At 63.3% G+C, this 15,803-nt stretch carries 10 protein-coding genes; 5 read left to right on the top strand and 5 right to left on the bottom strand.

What is annotated here, in order from left to right; translation table 11 throughout:
* Positions 1 to 4 precede the first annotated feature (4 nt).
* Positions 5 to 1,426, bottom strand: a complete 1,422-nt coding sequence (locus tag D1227_RS12260) for a sugar porter family MFS transporter (RefSeq protein WP_119374760.1) — start codon at positions 1,424 to 1,426, stop codon at positions 5 to 7.
* A gap of 337 nt (positions 1,427 to 1,763) precedes the next feature.
* Between D1227_RS12260 and xylB the strand changes: the two genes are divergently transcribed.
* Genes xylB through D1227_RS12240 form a run of 4 tightly spaced genes read left to right on the top strand, consistent with a single transcriptional unit; the run spans position 1,764 to position 7,183 of the window.
* On the top strand, positions 1,764 to 3,218 hold the full coding sequence (xylB, locus tag D1227_RS12255) for a xylulokinase (RefSeq protein WP_119404883.1): 1,455 nt from the start codon (positions 1,764 to 1,766) through the stop codon (positions 3,216 to 3,218).
* Between the two features lies 1 nt (position 3,219).
* Positions 3,220 to 4,563, top strand: coding sequence for a xylose isomerase (xylA, locus tag D1227_RS12250; protein WP_119374762.1), 1,344 nt, complete (start codon positions 3,220 to 3,222; stop codon positions 4,561 to 4,563).
* Between the two features lie 10 nt (positions 4,564 to 4,573).
* On the top strand, positions 4,574 to 5,224 hold the full coding sequence (gene fsa / locus D1227_RS12245; protein WP_119404882.1) for a fructose-6-phosphate aldolase: 651 nt from the start codon (positions 4,574 to 4,576) through the stop codon (positions 5,222 to 5,224).
* 15 nt (positions 5,225 to 5,239) lie between these two features.
* Positions 5,240 to 7,183 carry a sialate O-acetylesterase gene (locus D1227_RS12240; protein ID WP_119404881.1) on the top strand — a complete coding sequence of 648 codons (1,944 nt, stop codon included), beginning with the start codon at positions 5,240 to 5,242 and terminating at the stop codon, positions 7,181 to 7,183.
* 50 nt (positions 7,184 to 7,233) lie between these two features.
* On the opposite strand, the gene D1227_RS12235 is transcribed toward D1227_RS12240, so the two are convergent.
* The 4 genes from D1227_RS12235 to D1227_RS12220 form a co-directional block, all read right to left on the bottom strand.
* Entirely contained in the window at positions 7,234 to 8,751 is a 1,518-nt protein-coding gene (locus tag D1227_RS12235) for an aldehyde dehydrogenase (NADP(+)) (RefSeq protein WP_119404880.1), read from the bottom strand.
* 24 nt (positions 8,752 to 8,775) lie between these two features.
* Positions 8,776 to 10,560 carry an IlvD/Edd family dehydratase gene (locus D1227_RS12230; RefSeq protein WP_119404879.1) on the bottom strand — a complete coding sequence of 595 codons (1,785 nt, stop codon included), beginning with the start codon at positions 10,558 to 10,560 and terminating at the stop codon, positions 8,776 to 8,778.
* Positions 10,560 to 11,720, bottom strand: a complete 1,161-nt coding sequence (locus tag D1227_RS12225; protein WP_119404878.1) for a fumarylacetoacetate hydrolase family protein — start codon at positions 11,718 to 11,720, stop codon at positions 10,560 to 10,562. The genes D1227_RS12230 and D1227_RS12225 overlap by 1 nt, the downstream gene beginning before the upstream one ends.
* A gap of 63 nt (positions 11,721 to 11,783) precedes the next feature.
* Positions 11,784 to 13,151, bottom strand: a complete 1,368-nt coding sequence (locus D1227_RS12220) for a GntT/GntP/DsdX family permease (protein WP_119374768.1) — start codon at positions 13,149 to 13,151, stop codon at positions 11,784 to 11,786.
* A 243-nt stretch (positions 13,152 to 13,394) separates the two neighbouring features.
* Between D1227_RS12220 and D1227_RS12215 the strand changes: the two genes are divergently transcribed.
* Complete coding sequence (locus D1227_RS12215) at positions 13,395 to 15,779, top strand: glycoside hydrolase family 3 N-terminal domain-containing protein (RefSeq protein WP_119404877.1); 2,385 nt, start codon at positions 13,395 to 13,397, stop codon at positions 15,777 to 15,779.
* Positions 15,780 to 15,803: the final 24 nt, after the last annotated feature.

Below are 15,803 nucleotides of genomic sequence, written 5' to 3'. Positions count from 1 at the left end.
CAGATCAGCCCTGCATGTCTTCCAGTTCCTTGCCTTTGGTTTCCTTCACCGCCCACATCACGAAGAAGATCGAGATGATGGCAAACACGGTGTATACGCCATAAGCCCCCGTCAGGCCGATGCCGGGTGCGGCCAGCATGATCGGGAAGGTCAGCGTGATGGCGAAGTTCGCGATCCACTGGAAGAAGCCCGAAACCGCGAGGCCGGAGCCACGCAGCTGGTTCGGGAACATCTCACCCAGCATCACCCACATGACCGGTCCCCAGGAGAAGTTGAAGAACATCACATAGATATTGGCTGCGACGAGCGCGAGCAGGCCCATCGAGCTGGAGAGCTTCAGGCTGCCATCGACCAGCGCGCCGGTCGAGAAGGCGAAGGCGACGAGGCCAAGCGTAACCGCCATGCCGATCGAGCCGATCATCAGCATCGGCTTGCGGCCGATACGGTCAATCAGCATGAGGCCCAAAGCCACGGCTGCGATACTGAGGCCGCCTGACAGGACGTTGGTCAGAAGCGCATCGCTTTCGGTGAAGCCGGCCGCCTGCCAGAGCACGGCGCCGTAATAGAAGACGACGTTGATACCGACGAGCTGCTGGAACACCGCAAGGCCGATGCCGACCCAGATGATGGGACGAAGCACCGTGCCACCGCGGAAGATGTCAGAGATACGCGGCTTGTGATCACGCGCGAGGGATTCCTCGATTTCCGCGACCTTGCCGGCTGCGCGGCGCTGGCCCGTGATACGCTCAAGCACGCTGCGGGCTGCATCCTTCTTGCCGCTCACGACGAGATAGCGCGGGCTTTCCGGGATCGCGAGCAGCGCGATCAGGAAGATCGCCGCCGGGATGAGCTCGATCCAGAACATCCAGCGCCAGGCTTCGAAGCCCCACATCCAGACGCTCGTGGCAGAGCCTGCAGCGCCCGCAATCAGGAAGTTGCTGAGAAAGGCAACGAACAGGCCGGCAATGATCGCGACCTGCTGGATCGAAGACAGGCGGCCGCGCAAATGGGCCGGTGCGACTTCGGAAATGTAGGCAGGGGCCATGACACTGGCAGCACCGACAGCAAGGCCGCCGATGATCCGGTAGATCACGAACTCCATGGACGAACCCGCAATGCCGGAGCCCCACGCGCTGACGATAAAGAAGATCGCGGCGACGATCATCATCGTGCGGCGCCCGAACATGTCGGACAGCTTGCCCGCGGCTGCCGCGCCTGCCGCGCAGCCCAGCAGGATGGACGCGACATTGAAGCCGGTGACGGCTGCATCGGAATTGAACGCCGCGCTCAGCCCGTCGACCGTGCCATTGATCACGCCGCTGTCAAATCCGAACAGGAAGCCGCCAATCGTGGCGACGCAGCTGATGAGAAGGACGAACGCAAAGTCGCCTTCGAACCGGCCGGTGGCCGCTGTCGTATCAGTCATTTTTCCTCCCAATCCCCTTCAATGGAGAACTGCTTTTCTCTTGAACCCAACCCAAAATGTTAGGGCTACCATAAACGACGCTAACTCACACTCTGGCAAGTTTAAAGTGGTTTTGGCACGGATTCGTCGTTTCGGGGACAAGATATGCCCTCGACACAGCGAGCTTCACCGGCGGCGCATGCCTCGGCTTACTGCAATCGAACAAAAAGCCGCACACAGCAGTGTTGTCCACGCAGGCGCAATATGTTAGCGTTATCATATAATCGCGATGGCTGCTGGTGTTCGCACGCAAGGACAACTGCAGGATGTCGCAAGGAGAGGGAAGGAAACCAGAGACGTGTTTCTGGGAATTGATATCGGGACATCGAGCGTAAAGGCCGTTCTGATGGATGAGGCTGGCCGTGTCGTGGACACGGCGAGCGCTGATCTTCCGATTTCGCGGCCGAAGCCGCTCTGGTCGGAGCAGAAGCCCGCCGACTGGTGGACGGCCACAAACATGGCGGTTGCCGGCCTGAACGTGAATCATCGTCACGCCGTGAAGGCCGTCGGCCTGTCGGGCCAGATGCATGGCGCAACGCTGCTCGACAAGGCCTTGAACCCGCTGAGACCGGCCATCCTCTGGAATGACGGCCGCAGTCTGGAAGAGGCCTCGGCCCTCCAGGAAAAAGAGCCGGACTTTGTCGAGAAGGGCGGTAATCTCGTCATGCCCGGCTTTACCGCGCCAAAGCTCGAATGGGTGCGCCGGCATGAGCCGGAAATTTTCGCCAAGGTCGCCAAGGTCCTGCTGCCGAAGGATTATGTCCGCCTGCGGATGACCGGCGAGCTGGCCTCCGACATGTCGGATTCGGCCGGCACGCTCTGGATGGATGTTGCAGGCCGCAAATGGCATGAGCCGTTGCTGGACGCCTGCGGGCTGACCGTCGATCACATGCCGAGCCTGCATGAAGGTGTCGAGGAAACCGGCATCCTCCGCCAGGAGGCCGCTGAAGCCTGGGGCATGGATCGCGTGCCTGTCGTGGCGGGCGGCGGTGACAATGCCGCTGGCGCTGTCGGCGCCGGAATCGTCGATGAAGGCGATGCGCTGCTCTCGCTCGGCACTTCCGGTGTAATCTTCGTGGCAGGCAGCGAGTTCCGCTCGAACCCGGACTCTGCCGCCCACGCTTTCTGCCACGCCCTGCCGGGCCGCTGGCATCTCATGTCCGTCATGCTGAGTGCGGCGAGCTGTGTCGACTGGGCCTGCCAGGCGACCGGTACGCCATCAGCTGAAGACATGATCAACTTGGCCGAACGGGACGCAAGCCTAGCCTGCAAGGAGGTTTTCCTCCCCTACCTTTCAGGTGAACGCACGCCGCATAACAACCCCTATGCGAGCGGCGTCCTGTTCGGTCTCGACCATGACAGCTCCAAGGGCCAGATTGCGCAGGCCGTCCTGGAAGGCGTCGCCTTCGGCATGGCGGACGGCTTCGATGCGCTGCTCGATTCCGGCATCGATGTTCATTCGATTTCCGTGATTGGCGGCGGCTCCCAGTCTGCCTATTGGGGCCGCATCCTTGCCGCCGTCCTGGAGCGTCCGCTCGTCTATCGCGACGGCGCGGCAACCGGGCCCGCGCTCGGCGCAGCAAGGCTTGCCCGCTACTCCCAGCTGAAGGGCACTTATGACGAGGCCTTCGCCGCGCCCCGCGCGATCAACGTTATCGAACCACACGACCCCGACATCGACCGCCTGCAGGAGAAACGCGTGAAGTTCACCCGTCTCTACCAGGCGCTGGTCGGCGAATTTACAGGAGATTGAAATGGCAGATTCGAATGCAAGTCTTGGGAGCCGGTCACCCTTCGCCGACATGGCGCCGGTCAAGTTCGAGGGCGTAAGCAGCGACAACCCGCTGGCCTACCGCTACTATGACAAGGACCAGATGGTCCTCGGCAAGCGGATGGAAGACCACCTGCGCATGGCCGTCTGCTACTGGCACACCTTCTGCTGGGACGGCTTCGACGTGTTCGGCGCTGGCACCTTCAACCGCCCCTGGCAGCGTACCGGAAATGACCGCGCCGCCGCCGATGCGCGCATGGCCGCCGCTTTCGATTTCTTCAAGGTGCTCGGCCTGCCATTCTACTGCTTCCACGATGAGGACATCACCGAAGCCTCCGACACGCCCGACGAGCTGTCGAACAATTTCAAGCGCCAGACCGATCGTCTGGCCGGCTACCAGGAAGAGACCGGCGTCAAGCTGCTCTGGGGTACGGCGAAGCTGTTCGGCCATCCGCGCTATGCCGCCGGCGGCCTGACCAATCCGGACCCGGAAGTTGCCGCCTGCGCGATCCGCCAGATTCGCGACTGCCTGGAGGCGACCCACAAGCTCGGGGGCGCAAACTATGTCCTCTGGGGCGGGCGCGAAGGCTATGACACGCTGCTCAACACCGACCTTACCCGCGAGCTGGAGAATTTCGGCCGCTTCCTTTCCATGGTCGTCGAGCACAAGCATAAGCTCGGTTTTGACGGCAAGATCCTGATCGAGCCGAAGCCGCACGAGCCGATGTACCACCAGTACGATTTCGACGTGGCGACGATCTATGGCTTCCTGAAACGCTTCGACCTGCTTGGCGAGGTGCATGTGAACATCGAGCCGAACCACTCGACGCTGTCGGGCCACAGCTTCTCGCACGAAGTGGCAACGGCGGTCTCGCTCGGCATGATGGGCTCGATCGACATCAACACCGGCAACTACCAGAATGGCTGGGACACCGACCAGTTTCATCTCGACATCCGCGACATCACTCTGGCGCTGGTCGAGCTGCTGCCATCCGGCGGACTTGATACTGGGGGCTTCAACTTCGACGCCAAGGTGCGCCGCCAGAGCTCCGATGAGATCGATCTGGTCTATGCGCATGTCGGCGGCGTGGATGCGCTGGCGCGGGCACTCCTGTCGGCGGCAGACATTGTCGAGCGCGGCGAGATCCAGGCCTTCAAGGATGAGCGCTATGCCGGCTGGAAAGGCGAGCTCGGCCAGCGCATGCTGTCGCCGGACGCGTCACTGGAAACGATTGCCGACCACGCTGCGAGCGCAGGCCTCGACGGCAAGCACACGTCCGGCCGTCAGGAATATCTGGAAAACCTCGTCAACCGCAGCCTGAAATAGGAGGCGAGCCATGAAGTTTTTCGTCGATACTGCCGATGTCGCAGCGATCCGCGACCTGCATGCAACCGGTCTTGTGGATGGCGTCACGACCAATCCCAGCCTGGTCGGAAAGTCCGGCCGCGATTTCCGCGAAGTCATCGTGGAAATCTGTGAAGTCACCGATGGTCCGGTGAGCGCTGAGGTCATCGCGACCGATGAGGCCGGCATGCTCGAGCAAGGCCGGGCGCTGGCCGCGCTGGCACCCAATGTCGTCGTGAAGCTGCCGCTCACGCTCGACGGGTTGAAAGCCTGCCGCAAGCTGAGATCCGAAGGCACGCGCACCAATGTGACGCTCTGCTTCTCGGCCAATCAGGCGCTGCTCGCAGCCAAGGCCGGGGCAAGCTACATCTCGCCCTTCATCGGCCGGCTGGACGATATCAACATCGATGGCATGGACCTCATCCAGGACATCCGCACTATCTATGACAATTACGGCTTCGAGACTGAAGTGCTTGCCGCCTCGATCCGCAGTGCCAACCATGTGAAGGAATGCGCGCTTATCGGCGCCGATGTCGTCACCGCGCCGCCGGATGTGATCCGCTCGCTTGCCGGCCATGTCCTGACCGACAAGGGCCTCAAGGCCTTCCTCGCCGACGCAGAGAAGGCCGGCATCAAGGTCTGATCCGGGAGAAAGACAATGAGACAGGCCGCAAGGACACTCGCCGCACTCGCACTTCTGGGGGGCTGCCAGGCGGCGGGGGCTGGTCCATCGGCGGCCCAGCTCCTGGTCGACGGGGCGTATACCGACCATGCGGTCGTGCAGCGCGGCGCAAACCTGCAGATTACGGGTAAAGCCGATCCGGGCGCTGTGATCACCGCTTCGCTTGCGGGCCAGACTGTGGAGACACGGGCCGGTCCGGATGGGGCCTGGTCTGTCAGCTTTGAGCCGCTGCAGGCAGGCGGGCCGTATGAGCTCTCCATCAGCGACGCCACGACGAGGTACACGGCTGAAGACATCCTGGTTGGCGATGTCCTGCTATGTTCCGGACAGTCCAATATGGAATACCCGGTCTACCGGGCGCTCAATCCGGATTCCGCAATTTCCGAGAGCGCCGATGACAGCCTGCGCCTTCTGACCGTGCCACAGGAAACGGCGCTTTCGCCGCAATCGCAGCTGCCGGAAGAGGCCAGCTGGGCGCCAGCATCGCCTGAAAACGTGCGGGACTTTTCCGCCGTCTGCTATTTCATGGGAGAGGGCCTGCGTGCGGAGCGAGGCATACCGATCGGCCTGATCGATTCCTCATGGGGCGGTTCGCAGATCGAAGCCTGGCTGCCACAGGCGCGCCTTGAGGCAGCCGGCGGATTTGACGAAAGCCTTGCCACGCTCGACCTCTATCGCGAAGACCCGGACGCGGCGATGAAAGCCTATGGTGCGGTCTGGGAGCGGTGGTGGACAGCCGAGCATGAAAGCGCGCCGTGGGAGGCCAAGCTTGACCTTTCCAGCTGGAAGCGTGTCCCCGAACAGTTCGCCGACTGGAAAGCCTATGGTGATGCTGACATCGAGACCCATCTCGGCCGGCTCTGGTTTGCCCGCCGCTTTGACCTGACAGAGGAACAGGCGGCCGGACCGGCGACAATCTCGCTCGGCCTGTTCGATGATTCAGATGCGGTCTGGATCAATGGCGAATTCATCGGCTCGACCTCAAGCTGGACAGACCATCGCGTCTATCCCGTCGATCCCGGCGTGCTCAAAGCGGGCGAAAACACGATCCTGATCAACGTGCTGAACAGCTACGGCCCGGGGGGCATGATGGGGCCGGGCGAGGTGATGCAGCTTGAGCCGGAGGTCGGCGAGGCTGTCCCGCTCGCGTCGGGCTGGTCCTACAAGGCGGTGATGCAGGCCGATGATGGCGGTCCGCGTCCGCCCTGGGAATCGGTGACTGGCTTCACCACGATTGGCAACGCGATGATTGCGCCGCTGCACGGCACGCCGATGAGCGCCGCCATCTGGTATCAGGGCGAAAGCAATACCGGGCGGGCGGATGCCTATGAGGGCCTGCTGGATCAGCTGATTGCGGGCTGGCGCTCGAATTTCGGGTCAGACCTGCCAGTCCTCGTCGTCCAGCTGCCGGGCTATGGCGCGATGCCTGAGTTGCCGTCGGAGTCTGGCTGGGCGGGTGTGCAGGATGCCCAGCGTCGTGTCGCGCTGGCCGACCCGCTAACGGGTCTTGTCACGACGATGGATGTCGGGCACCGCACGGATATCCACCCGCCTGACAAGCTCACCGTCGCCATGCGCGCGGTCGATGTGCTGGATGGCTTGTCCGGGGCGTCGGACGCCAGCACCACAGGCTACTCACCGGTGACGGCCGTTCGGGATGGCGGATCCATAAAGATCGACCTGCCTGAGGGCGATTACACCTCGATCTCGAGCGACCGGGTGATCAGCGTCTCCGTCTGCAACGCGGCTGGCCAATGCGACTGGGCTGATGCCCGTCTCGATGGCAGAACACTGGTTGCCACGGTGCCGGACGGCATTGAGCCAGCAACCATCCGCCACTGCTGGGGCGATGCACCGATCTGCAATCTCTACGCAGACGGGATTATCCCGGTCACACCGTTCCAGCTGGACGTCAGGTAGCAGAAGGGCTGCGCCGGCCGGGAGCGGTTCCCGGCCTTGCGCCCCGGCGCCTAAAAGCGCAGGTCGCCGTCCAGCAGGGCGTCGGGCATATCCTGATAGCAGACCGGCCGCAGGAAGCGGCGGATCGCCATCGTGCCGACAGACGTCGCGCCGAAATTGGTCGTCGCCGGATAGGGGCCGGAATGGACCATGGCGTCCGACACTTCGACCCCCGTTGGGAAGCCATTGAACAGGATCCGGCCCGCCGTGCGTTCGAGCGCCGGAAGCAGCGAACGGGCCGTTTCCCGGTCGCCCGCCTCCATCTGCACGGTGGCAGTCAGCTGGCCTGCAAGCGCCTCGGCTGCGCGGCTGTAGGCGGTGTCATCGGGGACGGTAACAACGATGCCGGCGGGGCCGAACACTTCTTCCGACAGGGCGGGGTTTGTGAGCCATGTGTCGAGCGACGCCCTGAAGATAGCAGGACCGCCCTGACGGCCATCGGCCTCTGAACAGGCCAGCTCTTTGACATTGTCGCTCTGCCTGAAGGTCGACGCGCCTTTGCGGTAAGAGGCGGCGATGGAGTCGGTCAGCATGGTCTGGGGCGCGGATGCGGCGATGGCCTTGCTCGCAGCGTCCACAAAGCCATCGAGACCTTCGCCTTCGCGAGCGAAGACAATGCCCGGATTGGTGCAGAACTGGCCGGCGCCGAGTGTCAGCGATCCGGCCCAGCCTTCGCCGATCTGTACGCCTCTTTCCTTCAGCGCGCCGGGTAGAATGAAGACCGGGTTGATCGAGCCGAATTCTCCATAGAACGGGATCGGCTCCGGCCTTGCGGCGCAGCGGTCGTAAAGGGCGCGCCCTGCACCGAGAGAGCCGGTAAAGGCGGCGGCCTTGACGAGCGGATGGTCGACCATGGCCTGGCCAAGCTCATGGGTTTCGCCCTGAATGAAGCCGAACGTACCGGCTGGCATGCCGCAGGCATCAATGGCCTCTGCGATGGCGCGCGCGACGAGTTCGCCGGTGCGCGGATGGGCCGGGTGTGCCTTGACGATGACGGGGCAACCAGCAGCAAGTACGGCGGCCGTGTCGCCGCCAGCGGTCGAGAAGGCGAGCGGGAAATTGGATGCGCCGAACACGGCGACCGGGCCCATGGGACGTTGCATGAGGCGCAGGTCCGGGCGCGGGGCAGGTTGGCGGTCGGGCTGCGCTTCGGCATGGCGCCGGTCGAGGTATTCGCCCTTGCGGATATGGTCGGCGAAGAGGCGGAGCTGGCCGGTCGTGCGCCCACGCTCGCCATTGAGGCGGCCCTCGGGAAGGCCGGTTTCGGCCATGCCAGCCTTGGTGATGGCTTCGCCGCGGGTCTCTATGCAGTCTGCAATCTTGTCGAGAAAATCGGCCCGCGTTTCGCGCGAGGTCCAGCCATAGGTTCGGTAGGCCTCGTCGGCGGCCTTTGCGGCGCGATCGACTTCGGCTGCGCCGCCGCTGGAGACGTCAAAGCTCTCTCCGTCGAGGCCGTTGGATTCGAAGGTCTTCGTAGATGCGTGCCATTCGCCTGCGATGAGATGCTGTCCGGTGAGCTTGTCGGTCATGTCTATCCTTTCGGATTCGTTGGGTCAGTGATTGTGGCGCGGTAGCCGCGCGGTAACGTTTCGAAATTCGTCTGCGCCCTTGATGACGGCGCCATCGCCGAGCTGTGTGACGGAGGCGCGGTACATAGCCTGCCACGGGGTTTCGCTGCCCCGGACGGCATAGGCGAGGTCCTGCTTGCGGCGGGCGATCTCCTCCTCGTCGACGAGCGCGTCGCAGTGGCCTGTATTGAGGTCGATCCGAATGACGTCGCCATCCTTTAGCCAGGCGAGGCCGCCGCCTTCGGCCGCTTCGGGGCTGGCATTGAGGATGGAGGGGCTGCCCGAGGTACCGGACTGGCGGCCATCGCCAAGGGTCGGCAGGCTGTCGACGCCGTTTTTGATCAGCGCGTCAGGCGGTTGCATGTTCACGACCTCCGCCGAGCCTGGCCAGGCGACCGGTCCGGCGCCGCGCATGACGAGGATGCAGCGCTCGTCAATGTTCAGCGCGGGGTCGTTGATCCGGCTGCGATAATCTTCCGATCCGTCGAACACGACGGCGCGGGCCTCGAAGACGTCTGTCTTGCCGGGGTCCGAGAGATAAGTCTTCCGGAAGTGGTCCGATATGGCGCTCGTCTTCATGATGGCGCTGTCGAAGAGGTTTCCGGTGAGGACCTTGAAGCCTGCCTTTTGGCGCACGGGCGTGTCGTAGGCATAGATCACTTTGCGATCAGCCCGGCGGAGGTTTTTGAGAGTTTCGCCGAGGGGTTTGCCTGTCACGGTCATCGCGGCCTCGTCCAGCTGACCGGCACCTGCAAGCTCCGTCATGATGGCCGGGATGCCGCCAGCGCGATGGAAATGTTCGCCGAGATATTCGCCGGCCGGCTGGACATTTGCGAGCAGCGGAATGTGGTAACCGAACTCGTTCCAGTCGGCGGCTGTAAGCTCGACGCCGGCATGGCGCGCAATCGCCATGAGGTGGGGATAGGCATTGGGTGAGCCACCAATCGCGGCGTTCACGCGGATGGCGTTCAGGAAGGCCGCGCGCGTCATCACGTCGAGCGGCTTCAGCTTTTCCTCGACCAGGCCAACCGCGCGCTTGCCCGTCTGGTAGGCGCATTGCGGACGTTCCTTGTAAGGCGCCGGGATGGTGGCCGAGCCGGTGAGCGACATGCCGAGCGCTTCGGCGAGCGAGTTCATCGTCAGCGCCGTGCCCATCGGGTTGCAGTGGCCGGCAGACGGCGTTGATGCGGCGACGCGTTCGATCAGCGTCTCGCGCGTGATCTTGCCGGCCGCATACTCCTTGCGCACGCGCCAGAGAACCGTGCCGGACCCCACGCGTTCGCCATTCGACCAGCCGTCGAGCATCGGGCCGCCGGAGAGGATGATCGCCGGCAGGTTGGTTGTCGCAGCGGCCATCAGCGCGGCCGGTGTGGTCTTGTCGCATCCCGTGGTGAGGACAACGCCGTCGAGCGGATAGCCATGCAGGATCTCGACAAGGCCGAGATAGGCGAGGTTACGGTCGAGGGCGGCGGTCGGGCGGCGGCAGTTCTCGAAGATCGGATGCATCGGGAATTCGATCGGGATGCCGCCAGCGTCGCGCACGCCATCCTTCACGCGCTGTACAAGGTCGACATGAATGCGATTGCACGGCGCAAGGTCCGAGCCCGACTGAGAGATGCCTATGATGGGACGGCCTTCGCGCAGCTCCTCGAGCGTCAGGCCGTAATTGGTGAAGCGTTCGAGGTAGAGTGCGGCCATGTCGGCATGATCGAGATTGTCGAACCAGTCCTGCGAGCGCAGCCTGAATTGTCGCTTGCCGGTATCGGTCATCAGAGCACTCCTCGCTTTGCAAGGTTGGTCATCAGCGCGCCGGTTCCGAATGTCCAAGGCGCAGTCGTTTCCGAAGCGGTCGTCCAGTTGATCAGGGTGCCGAGAGAGCGCGTTGATATCTTTACGCAATCGCCAGCTTCGTGCGTGAAGCCCTGACCTGGCGCGCGCCTGTCTTCCACCGGGGCGAACATCGTTCCCAGAAGGACAAGCAGGCCGTCCGGATACTGATGATGCTTGCCGATTGCCTGTGAGACGAGGTCCTCCGGCCGCCGGGAAATCTTTGACATGTCGCTGGCGCCCTCCAGGTGGAAGCCATCCTTGCCGACCACTTCCAGGCTGATCTCGGCGCGCCCGACATCCGCCAGGCCGAAATCCCCATCGAACAGCCGGATGAAAGGGCCGATGGCGCAGGATGCATTGTTGTCCTTCGCCTTGCCGAGCAGCAGTGCCGATCGGCCTTCCATGTCCCGGAGGTTCACATCATTGGCGAGCGTTGCGCCGACAATGTCACCCCGCGAGGTCACGACGAGGGCGACTTCGGGTTCAGGATTGTTCCAGTCGGAGGCCGACAGGATGCCGATCTCCGCGCCGCAGCCCACCGCGGACATGGGCTGGGCCTTGGTGAAGATCTCAGCATATTCGCCGAAGCCAACCTCCAGGTATTGCGACCACAGCCCTTCAGCCTTCAGGCGGGTGCGCAGGGTGTCTGCCTCGGCAGACCCCGGCTTGATCGACGCAAAGTCGCCCGCGATGGTCGCTGACAGTTCAGCGCGCAATTCTTCCGCGCGCGCCGGGTCTCCGCCAGCGCGTTCTTCCACGACACGCTCAAGCAGGCTGGCAGCGAAGGTCACGCCCGCAGCCTTTATGGCCTGCAGGTCGCACGGCGCGAGCAGGCTGCCGAGGCAGCGTTCATCATCGTCCGGCAACAGGAATGCGTCGAGCGGTCCGAGATCGGGCAGGCCGGACAGTTCGGTACGGTCCGGCAGCGTCGATTCCAGCAGGGCAGACACGGTCGGCGCGACAGGGATCAGGTTGATCACACGGCCGCCGCTGATCAGCACGGGGCAGGGGCCACCTTCCTCATGCGACCAGACCCGCCCAATCAGAAACGCGTCTGCGTCATCTGGCAAAATCTGATCTGAACGGAGCGGCAAATCCATGGGGCTACTTTCTGAAAGATAGCGTTAACATCAAACATTCGCGGTCGCAAAGGCGGTTGGCCGTCAGGTCGCTATGAGCGCAATGAGGCAGGCGATGAGGAAGCCCGATACGCCGATGATGGTCGTCATCACCGTCCAGGTCTTGAGCGTCTGCGTTTCGGTCAGGCCAAGATAGCGGCTCACCAGCCAGAAGCCTGAGTCGTTCACATGGCTGCAGACAATGGCGCCGGATGCGATACTGGAGACGATCAGGGCGAGGCCTATGGGCGAGGCATTTGCCGTGTCGATCATGGCTGAGACGAGTGTGCCGCTGGTGATCATGGCGACGGTGGCAGAGCCCTGGGCGACCCTCAATATGGCTGCAATCGCGAAGGCCATGACGATGGGGGCGAGATTGGCGGAGACCATGAGGTCGGCGATCTGGTTGCCGAGCTCGGAATCGACCAGGACCTGCTTGAACGCGCCGCCCGCGCCCGTGATAAGAACGATAACGCCTGCCGGCTCCAGCGACTTTCCCATGACCTTGTTCAGGGCTTCCGGTTCAAAATCATGGCCAAGGCCCAGCACGACATAGGCGACGGCGCAGGCGACCAGCAGGGCCGCAAAGGGATGTCCGACGAAGGTCAGGACACCCTGGACCGCCTCTGGCACAGGCAACATTCCTGCGAAGGCGCCAAGGACGATGAGCGCAAGCGGAGCGAGAATGATCAGCAGGACGGCAAGGGCCGAGGGCGGTTTCGCGCCGTCCGTTTCGGGAGCCACTTCTTCGAGCGCTTCAGGCAAGGAGGCCGGTCCGGCATCCAGTACAGGTCCTGCCAGTCTCGATGCCATCGGGGCGAATACGATGCCGCCCAGCAAGACGGCCGGGACGCCCGTTGCCAGACCGGTCAGGAAGACCCAGCCAAGATTGGCGCCGATGAGGTCGGCGACTGCTATCGGCCCGGGCGTTGGCGGCAGGAATGTGTGCGCCATGCCCATGCCCGCAAGCGCGGGGATCGCAAACCAGAGAACCGGGCGGCCGGAGCGTCGCGCCAGGCCGAACAGCATTGGCGCGAGGATGATGAAGGCAACGTCGAAGAAGACAGGAATGGACACGGCAACGCCGACGCCGGCCAGGGCCCACTGAGCGCCGCGTGGTCCGGCTGTTGAAAGGGCTGCGCGGGACAGAGACTGGATGCCGCCGGAATGCTCGAGAATGGCGCCGAGCATCGCACCGAGGCCGACAACCACCGCAACGAAGCCGAGCGTCCCACCCATGCCGTCGCGGATCGAGCCCATGATGGCGTCGGCCGGCATGCCAGCGGCCAGCGCAACGCCAATCGAGGTCACAAGAAGCGCAATGAAGGCTGGGATACGTGCGAGGATGATCATCGCCAGCAGTGCTGCGATGCCTCCGATGATGATCAGCAGGCCAAGAAGAGAACTATCCATGACAGACCGTCGAACTGGCGTGTGTCTGCGCGCTGGATTCAAGATTTGTCTGGCGATCGCGTTGGATCGCTGGGCAGCGTTTCACGGACGATTCCTCCCTTGTCCCTCGGTCATTTCGAATGGCTGGTTGATCCAGCGTCTTGGTCTTCGAATTCCAAAAGCAGTTTGACAGTGCCTAACAATTTTGGAAGTGGGAACGCTAACATAATTCATGGCGAAGACGCCAGACCAAGGGAGGACGAAATGGCTGTGGTGCAGAATTTCGCGCGAATTATCGAGCATTTACGGGCCGAACGCGGACAGCGCGGCAGGGCTGCCAGTGCTGTGGCGGTTGCGTTTGCAGCGGCGTCCTGTGTTGCTGCGCCGCCTGCGCAGACCGCTGCACCAGCGCCGCCTGTTTCAGAGGCTGAACCAGCGTCCGACTTCAGTCCGCGGGTCGAAAGTCTCCTCGATGAAATGACCGTCGACCAGAAAATCGGGCAACTCGTCCAGGCGGCTGGCGGGCGCAGCAAATCGCTGAATTCACGGCTCACCGATGCCGAGCTCGACCGGGTGCGCGCCGGCAAGGTGGGATCCTATCTCCATGTCGCGGGCGCCGAACCGCTCGGCGCGCTTCAGCGGGTCGCCGTCGAGGAAAGCGAACACGGCATCCCGCTCCTTTTTGCCATGGATGTCGTGCACGGATATCGCACGATTTTCCCGGTGCCGATCGCGATTGCCAGTTCGTTCGACCCGTCTGCCTGGGAAGAGGCCGCACGCATTTCTGCTGTAGAGGCCACGTCGGCCGGCTTGCATTGGACATTCGCGCCGATGATCGACATTGCCCGCGATCCGCGTTGGGGCCGGATTGTCGAGGGCGCCGGGTCCGATCCCTATCTATCGAGCCAGATGGCGGTTGCGCAGGTGCGCGGCTATCAGGGGACCTCGCTTGCCGAGCCCGACACGATACTGGCGACCGCCAAGCATCTCGGTGCCTACGGCGCGGCCCTGGGCGGGCGCGACTATGGCTCTGCCGACATTTCTGAGCGCACCTTCCATGAGGTTTACCTGCCGCCATTCTATGCTGCCGAAGAGGCTGGCGTTGGTTCCTACATGACGGCGTTCAACGATATTGGCGGCGAGCCCGTCACCGGAACCGAGGCGCTGGTCGATGGCATCCTGCGCGATCAATGGGGATTTGACGGTCTTGTCGTGTCCGACTGGAATGCCATCGCCGAGCTTCTCAACCATGGTGTCGCTTCAAACCGCGGCGAAGCAGGCGCGCTCGCGCTTCGGGCGGGCGTTGATATGGACATGACGAGTGGTGTGTTCGGGGAAGACCTGGCTGCGATGCTGGAAAGTGACCCGGCGCTCAAGGCCGATCTCGACCTGGCGGTCGGCCATATCCTTTCGGTGAAGGAGCGGCTCGGCCTGTTCGACAATCCGCTGGCCTATCACGACACCGCGCGCGAACAGGCGAGCCTCCTGACCCCTGAGCACCGGGCTGCCGCGCGCGAGATCGCCGTCCGCAGCATGGTGCTTTTGAAGAATGACAATCAGACGCTACCGCTGAACGAGCCTTCAGGCGACATCCTGGTCATCGGGACCCTGGCCGAAGACCGGATGACCCAGCTCGGCTCATGGCGCGCGCGGGGCGAAGCGGATGATGTTGTTTCGATCCTCGAGGGCCTGACCGATGGCGCACCGGACGGCGTCAAAGTGCGCTACGAATCCGGCGGTGGTATCCAGACGGTCGATGAGACGGCAATTGCGGCGGCGGTTGAGGCCGCGAAAGCAGCAGGCGAAGTCATCCTCGTCATCGGCGAGGATTTTGACCTGTCGGGCGAGGCCCGCAGCCGCTCATCGGTCGAGCTGCCAGCCGGACAGAAGGCGCTGGCCGATGCCGTGCTGGCGGCCAGGCCGGATGCGGTCGTGCTTCTGGTCACGGGCCGGGCCATGGCCATTCCGGATGTCGCGGAAAAGGCTGACGCTGTCTTGCTGACATGGATGCTTGGCGTTGAGGCGGGACCGGCTGTTGCGGATGTCGTTTACGGGGCCCGCATGCCTGCCGGCCGCCTGCCTGTCGATTTTCCGAGGGCTACGGGGCAGCTCCCCTTCACTTACTCCGAACCACCAAGCGGACGGCCCGCCAATCCCGATCTGTCGGTCGATTCCAATCGCTATATGGACCTGCCGATCACGCCGCAATTCGCGTTCGGTCACGGGCTGACCTATACGACATTCACCTACGGCGAACCGCAGTTGAGCAAGCGCGCCGTCGGGCCGATGGACGCATTCGATATCTCGGTGGATGTCACCAATAACGGTGAACGCGACGGGGAAGAGGTTGTGCAGCTTTACATGCGCGACCCCGTTTCGCGCACCGCACGGCCCAAGAAGGAGCTACGTGGCTTCAAACGGGTTAGCATCCCGGCCGGACAGTCGGTTACGGTCACGTTCTCGCTTTCGCCTGCGCAATCGGCGACTTATGACGGTGATGGCGGCTGGCTGATTGAGCCGGGGCGTCTCGATTTCATGATCGGGTCGTCGTCGGATGATATTGCGGGCGAGGTCTCGGTCGAGGTGACCGAAGGCGCGCAGACGCGTGTTCCGGCGGCTGCGATTGAAACGGAGGTTTCGGTCCAATGAGGTTTCACAGGCGGCAAGTTCTTA

It is taken from the genome of Henriciella mobilis (assembly GCF_003576315.1).
GTDB lineage: Bacteria > Pseudomonadota > Alphaproteobacteria > Caulobacterales > Hyphomonadaceae > Henriciella > Henriciella mobilis.
This window is presented reverse-complemented; position numbering and strand designations above follow the sequence as displayed.

Coding starts and splice junctions, on each gene's coding strand:
- D1227_RS12260 (WP_119374760.1), bottom strand. CDS start 1,426: ATGACTGATACGACAGCGGCCACCGGCCGGTTCGAAGGCGACTTTGCG.
- xylA (WP_119374762.1), top strand. CDS start 3,220: ATGGCAGATTCGAATGCAAGTCTTGGGAGCCGGTCACCCTTCGCCGAC.
- fsa (WP_119404882.1), top strand. CDS start 4,574: ATGAAGTTTTTCGTCGATACTGCCGATGTCGCAGCGATCCGCGACCTG.
- D1227_RS12240 (WP_119404881.1), top strand. CDS start 5,240: ATGAGACAGGCCGCAAGGACACTCGCCGCACTCGCACTTCTGGGGGGC.
- D1227_RS12235 (WP_119404880.1), bottom strand. CDS start 8,751: ATGACCGACAAGCTCACCGGACAGCATCTCATCGCAGGCGAATGGCAC.
- D1227_RS12230 (WP_119404879.1), bottom strand. CDS start 10,560: ATGACCGATACCGGCAAGCGACAATTCAGGCTGCGCTCGCAGGACTGG.
- D1227_RS12225 (WP_119404878.1), bottom strand. CDS start 11,720: ATGGATTTGCCGCTCCGTTCAGATCAGATTTTGCCAGATGACGCAGAC.
- D1227_RS12220 (WP_119374768.1), bottom strand. CDS start 13,151: ATGGATAGTTCTCTTCTTGGCCTGCTGATCATCATCGGAGGCATCGCA.
- D1227_RS12215 (WP_119404877.1), top strand. CDS start 13,395: ATGGCTGTGGTGCAGAATTTCGCGCGAATTATCGAGCATTTACGGGCC.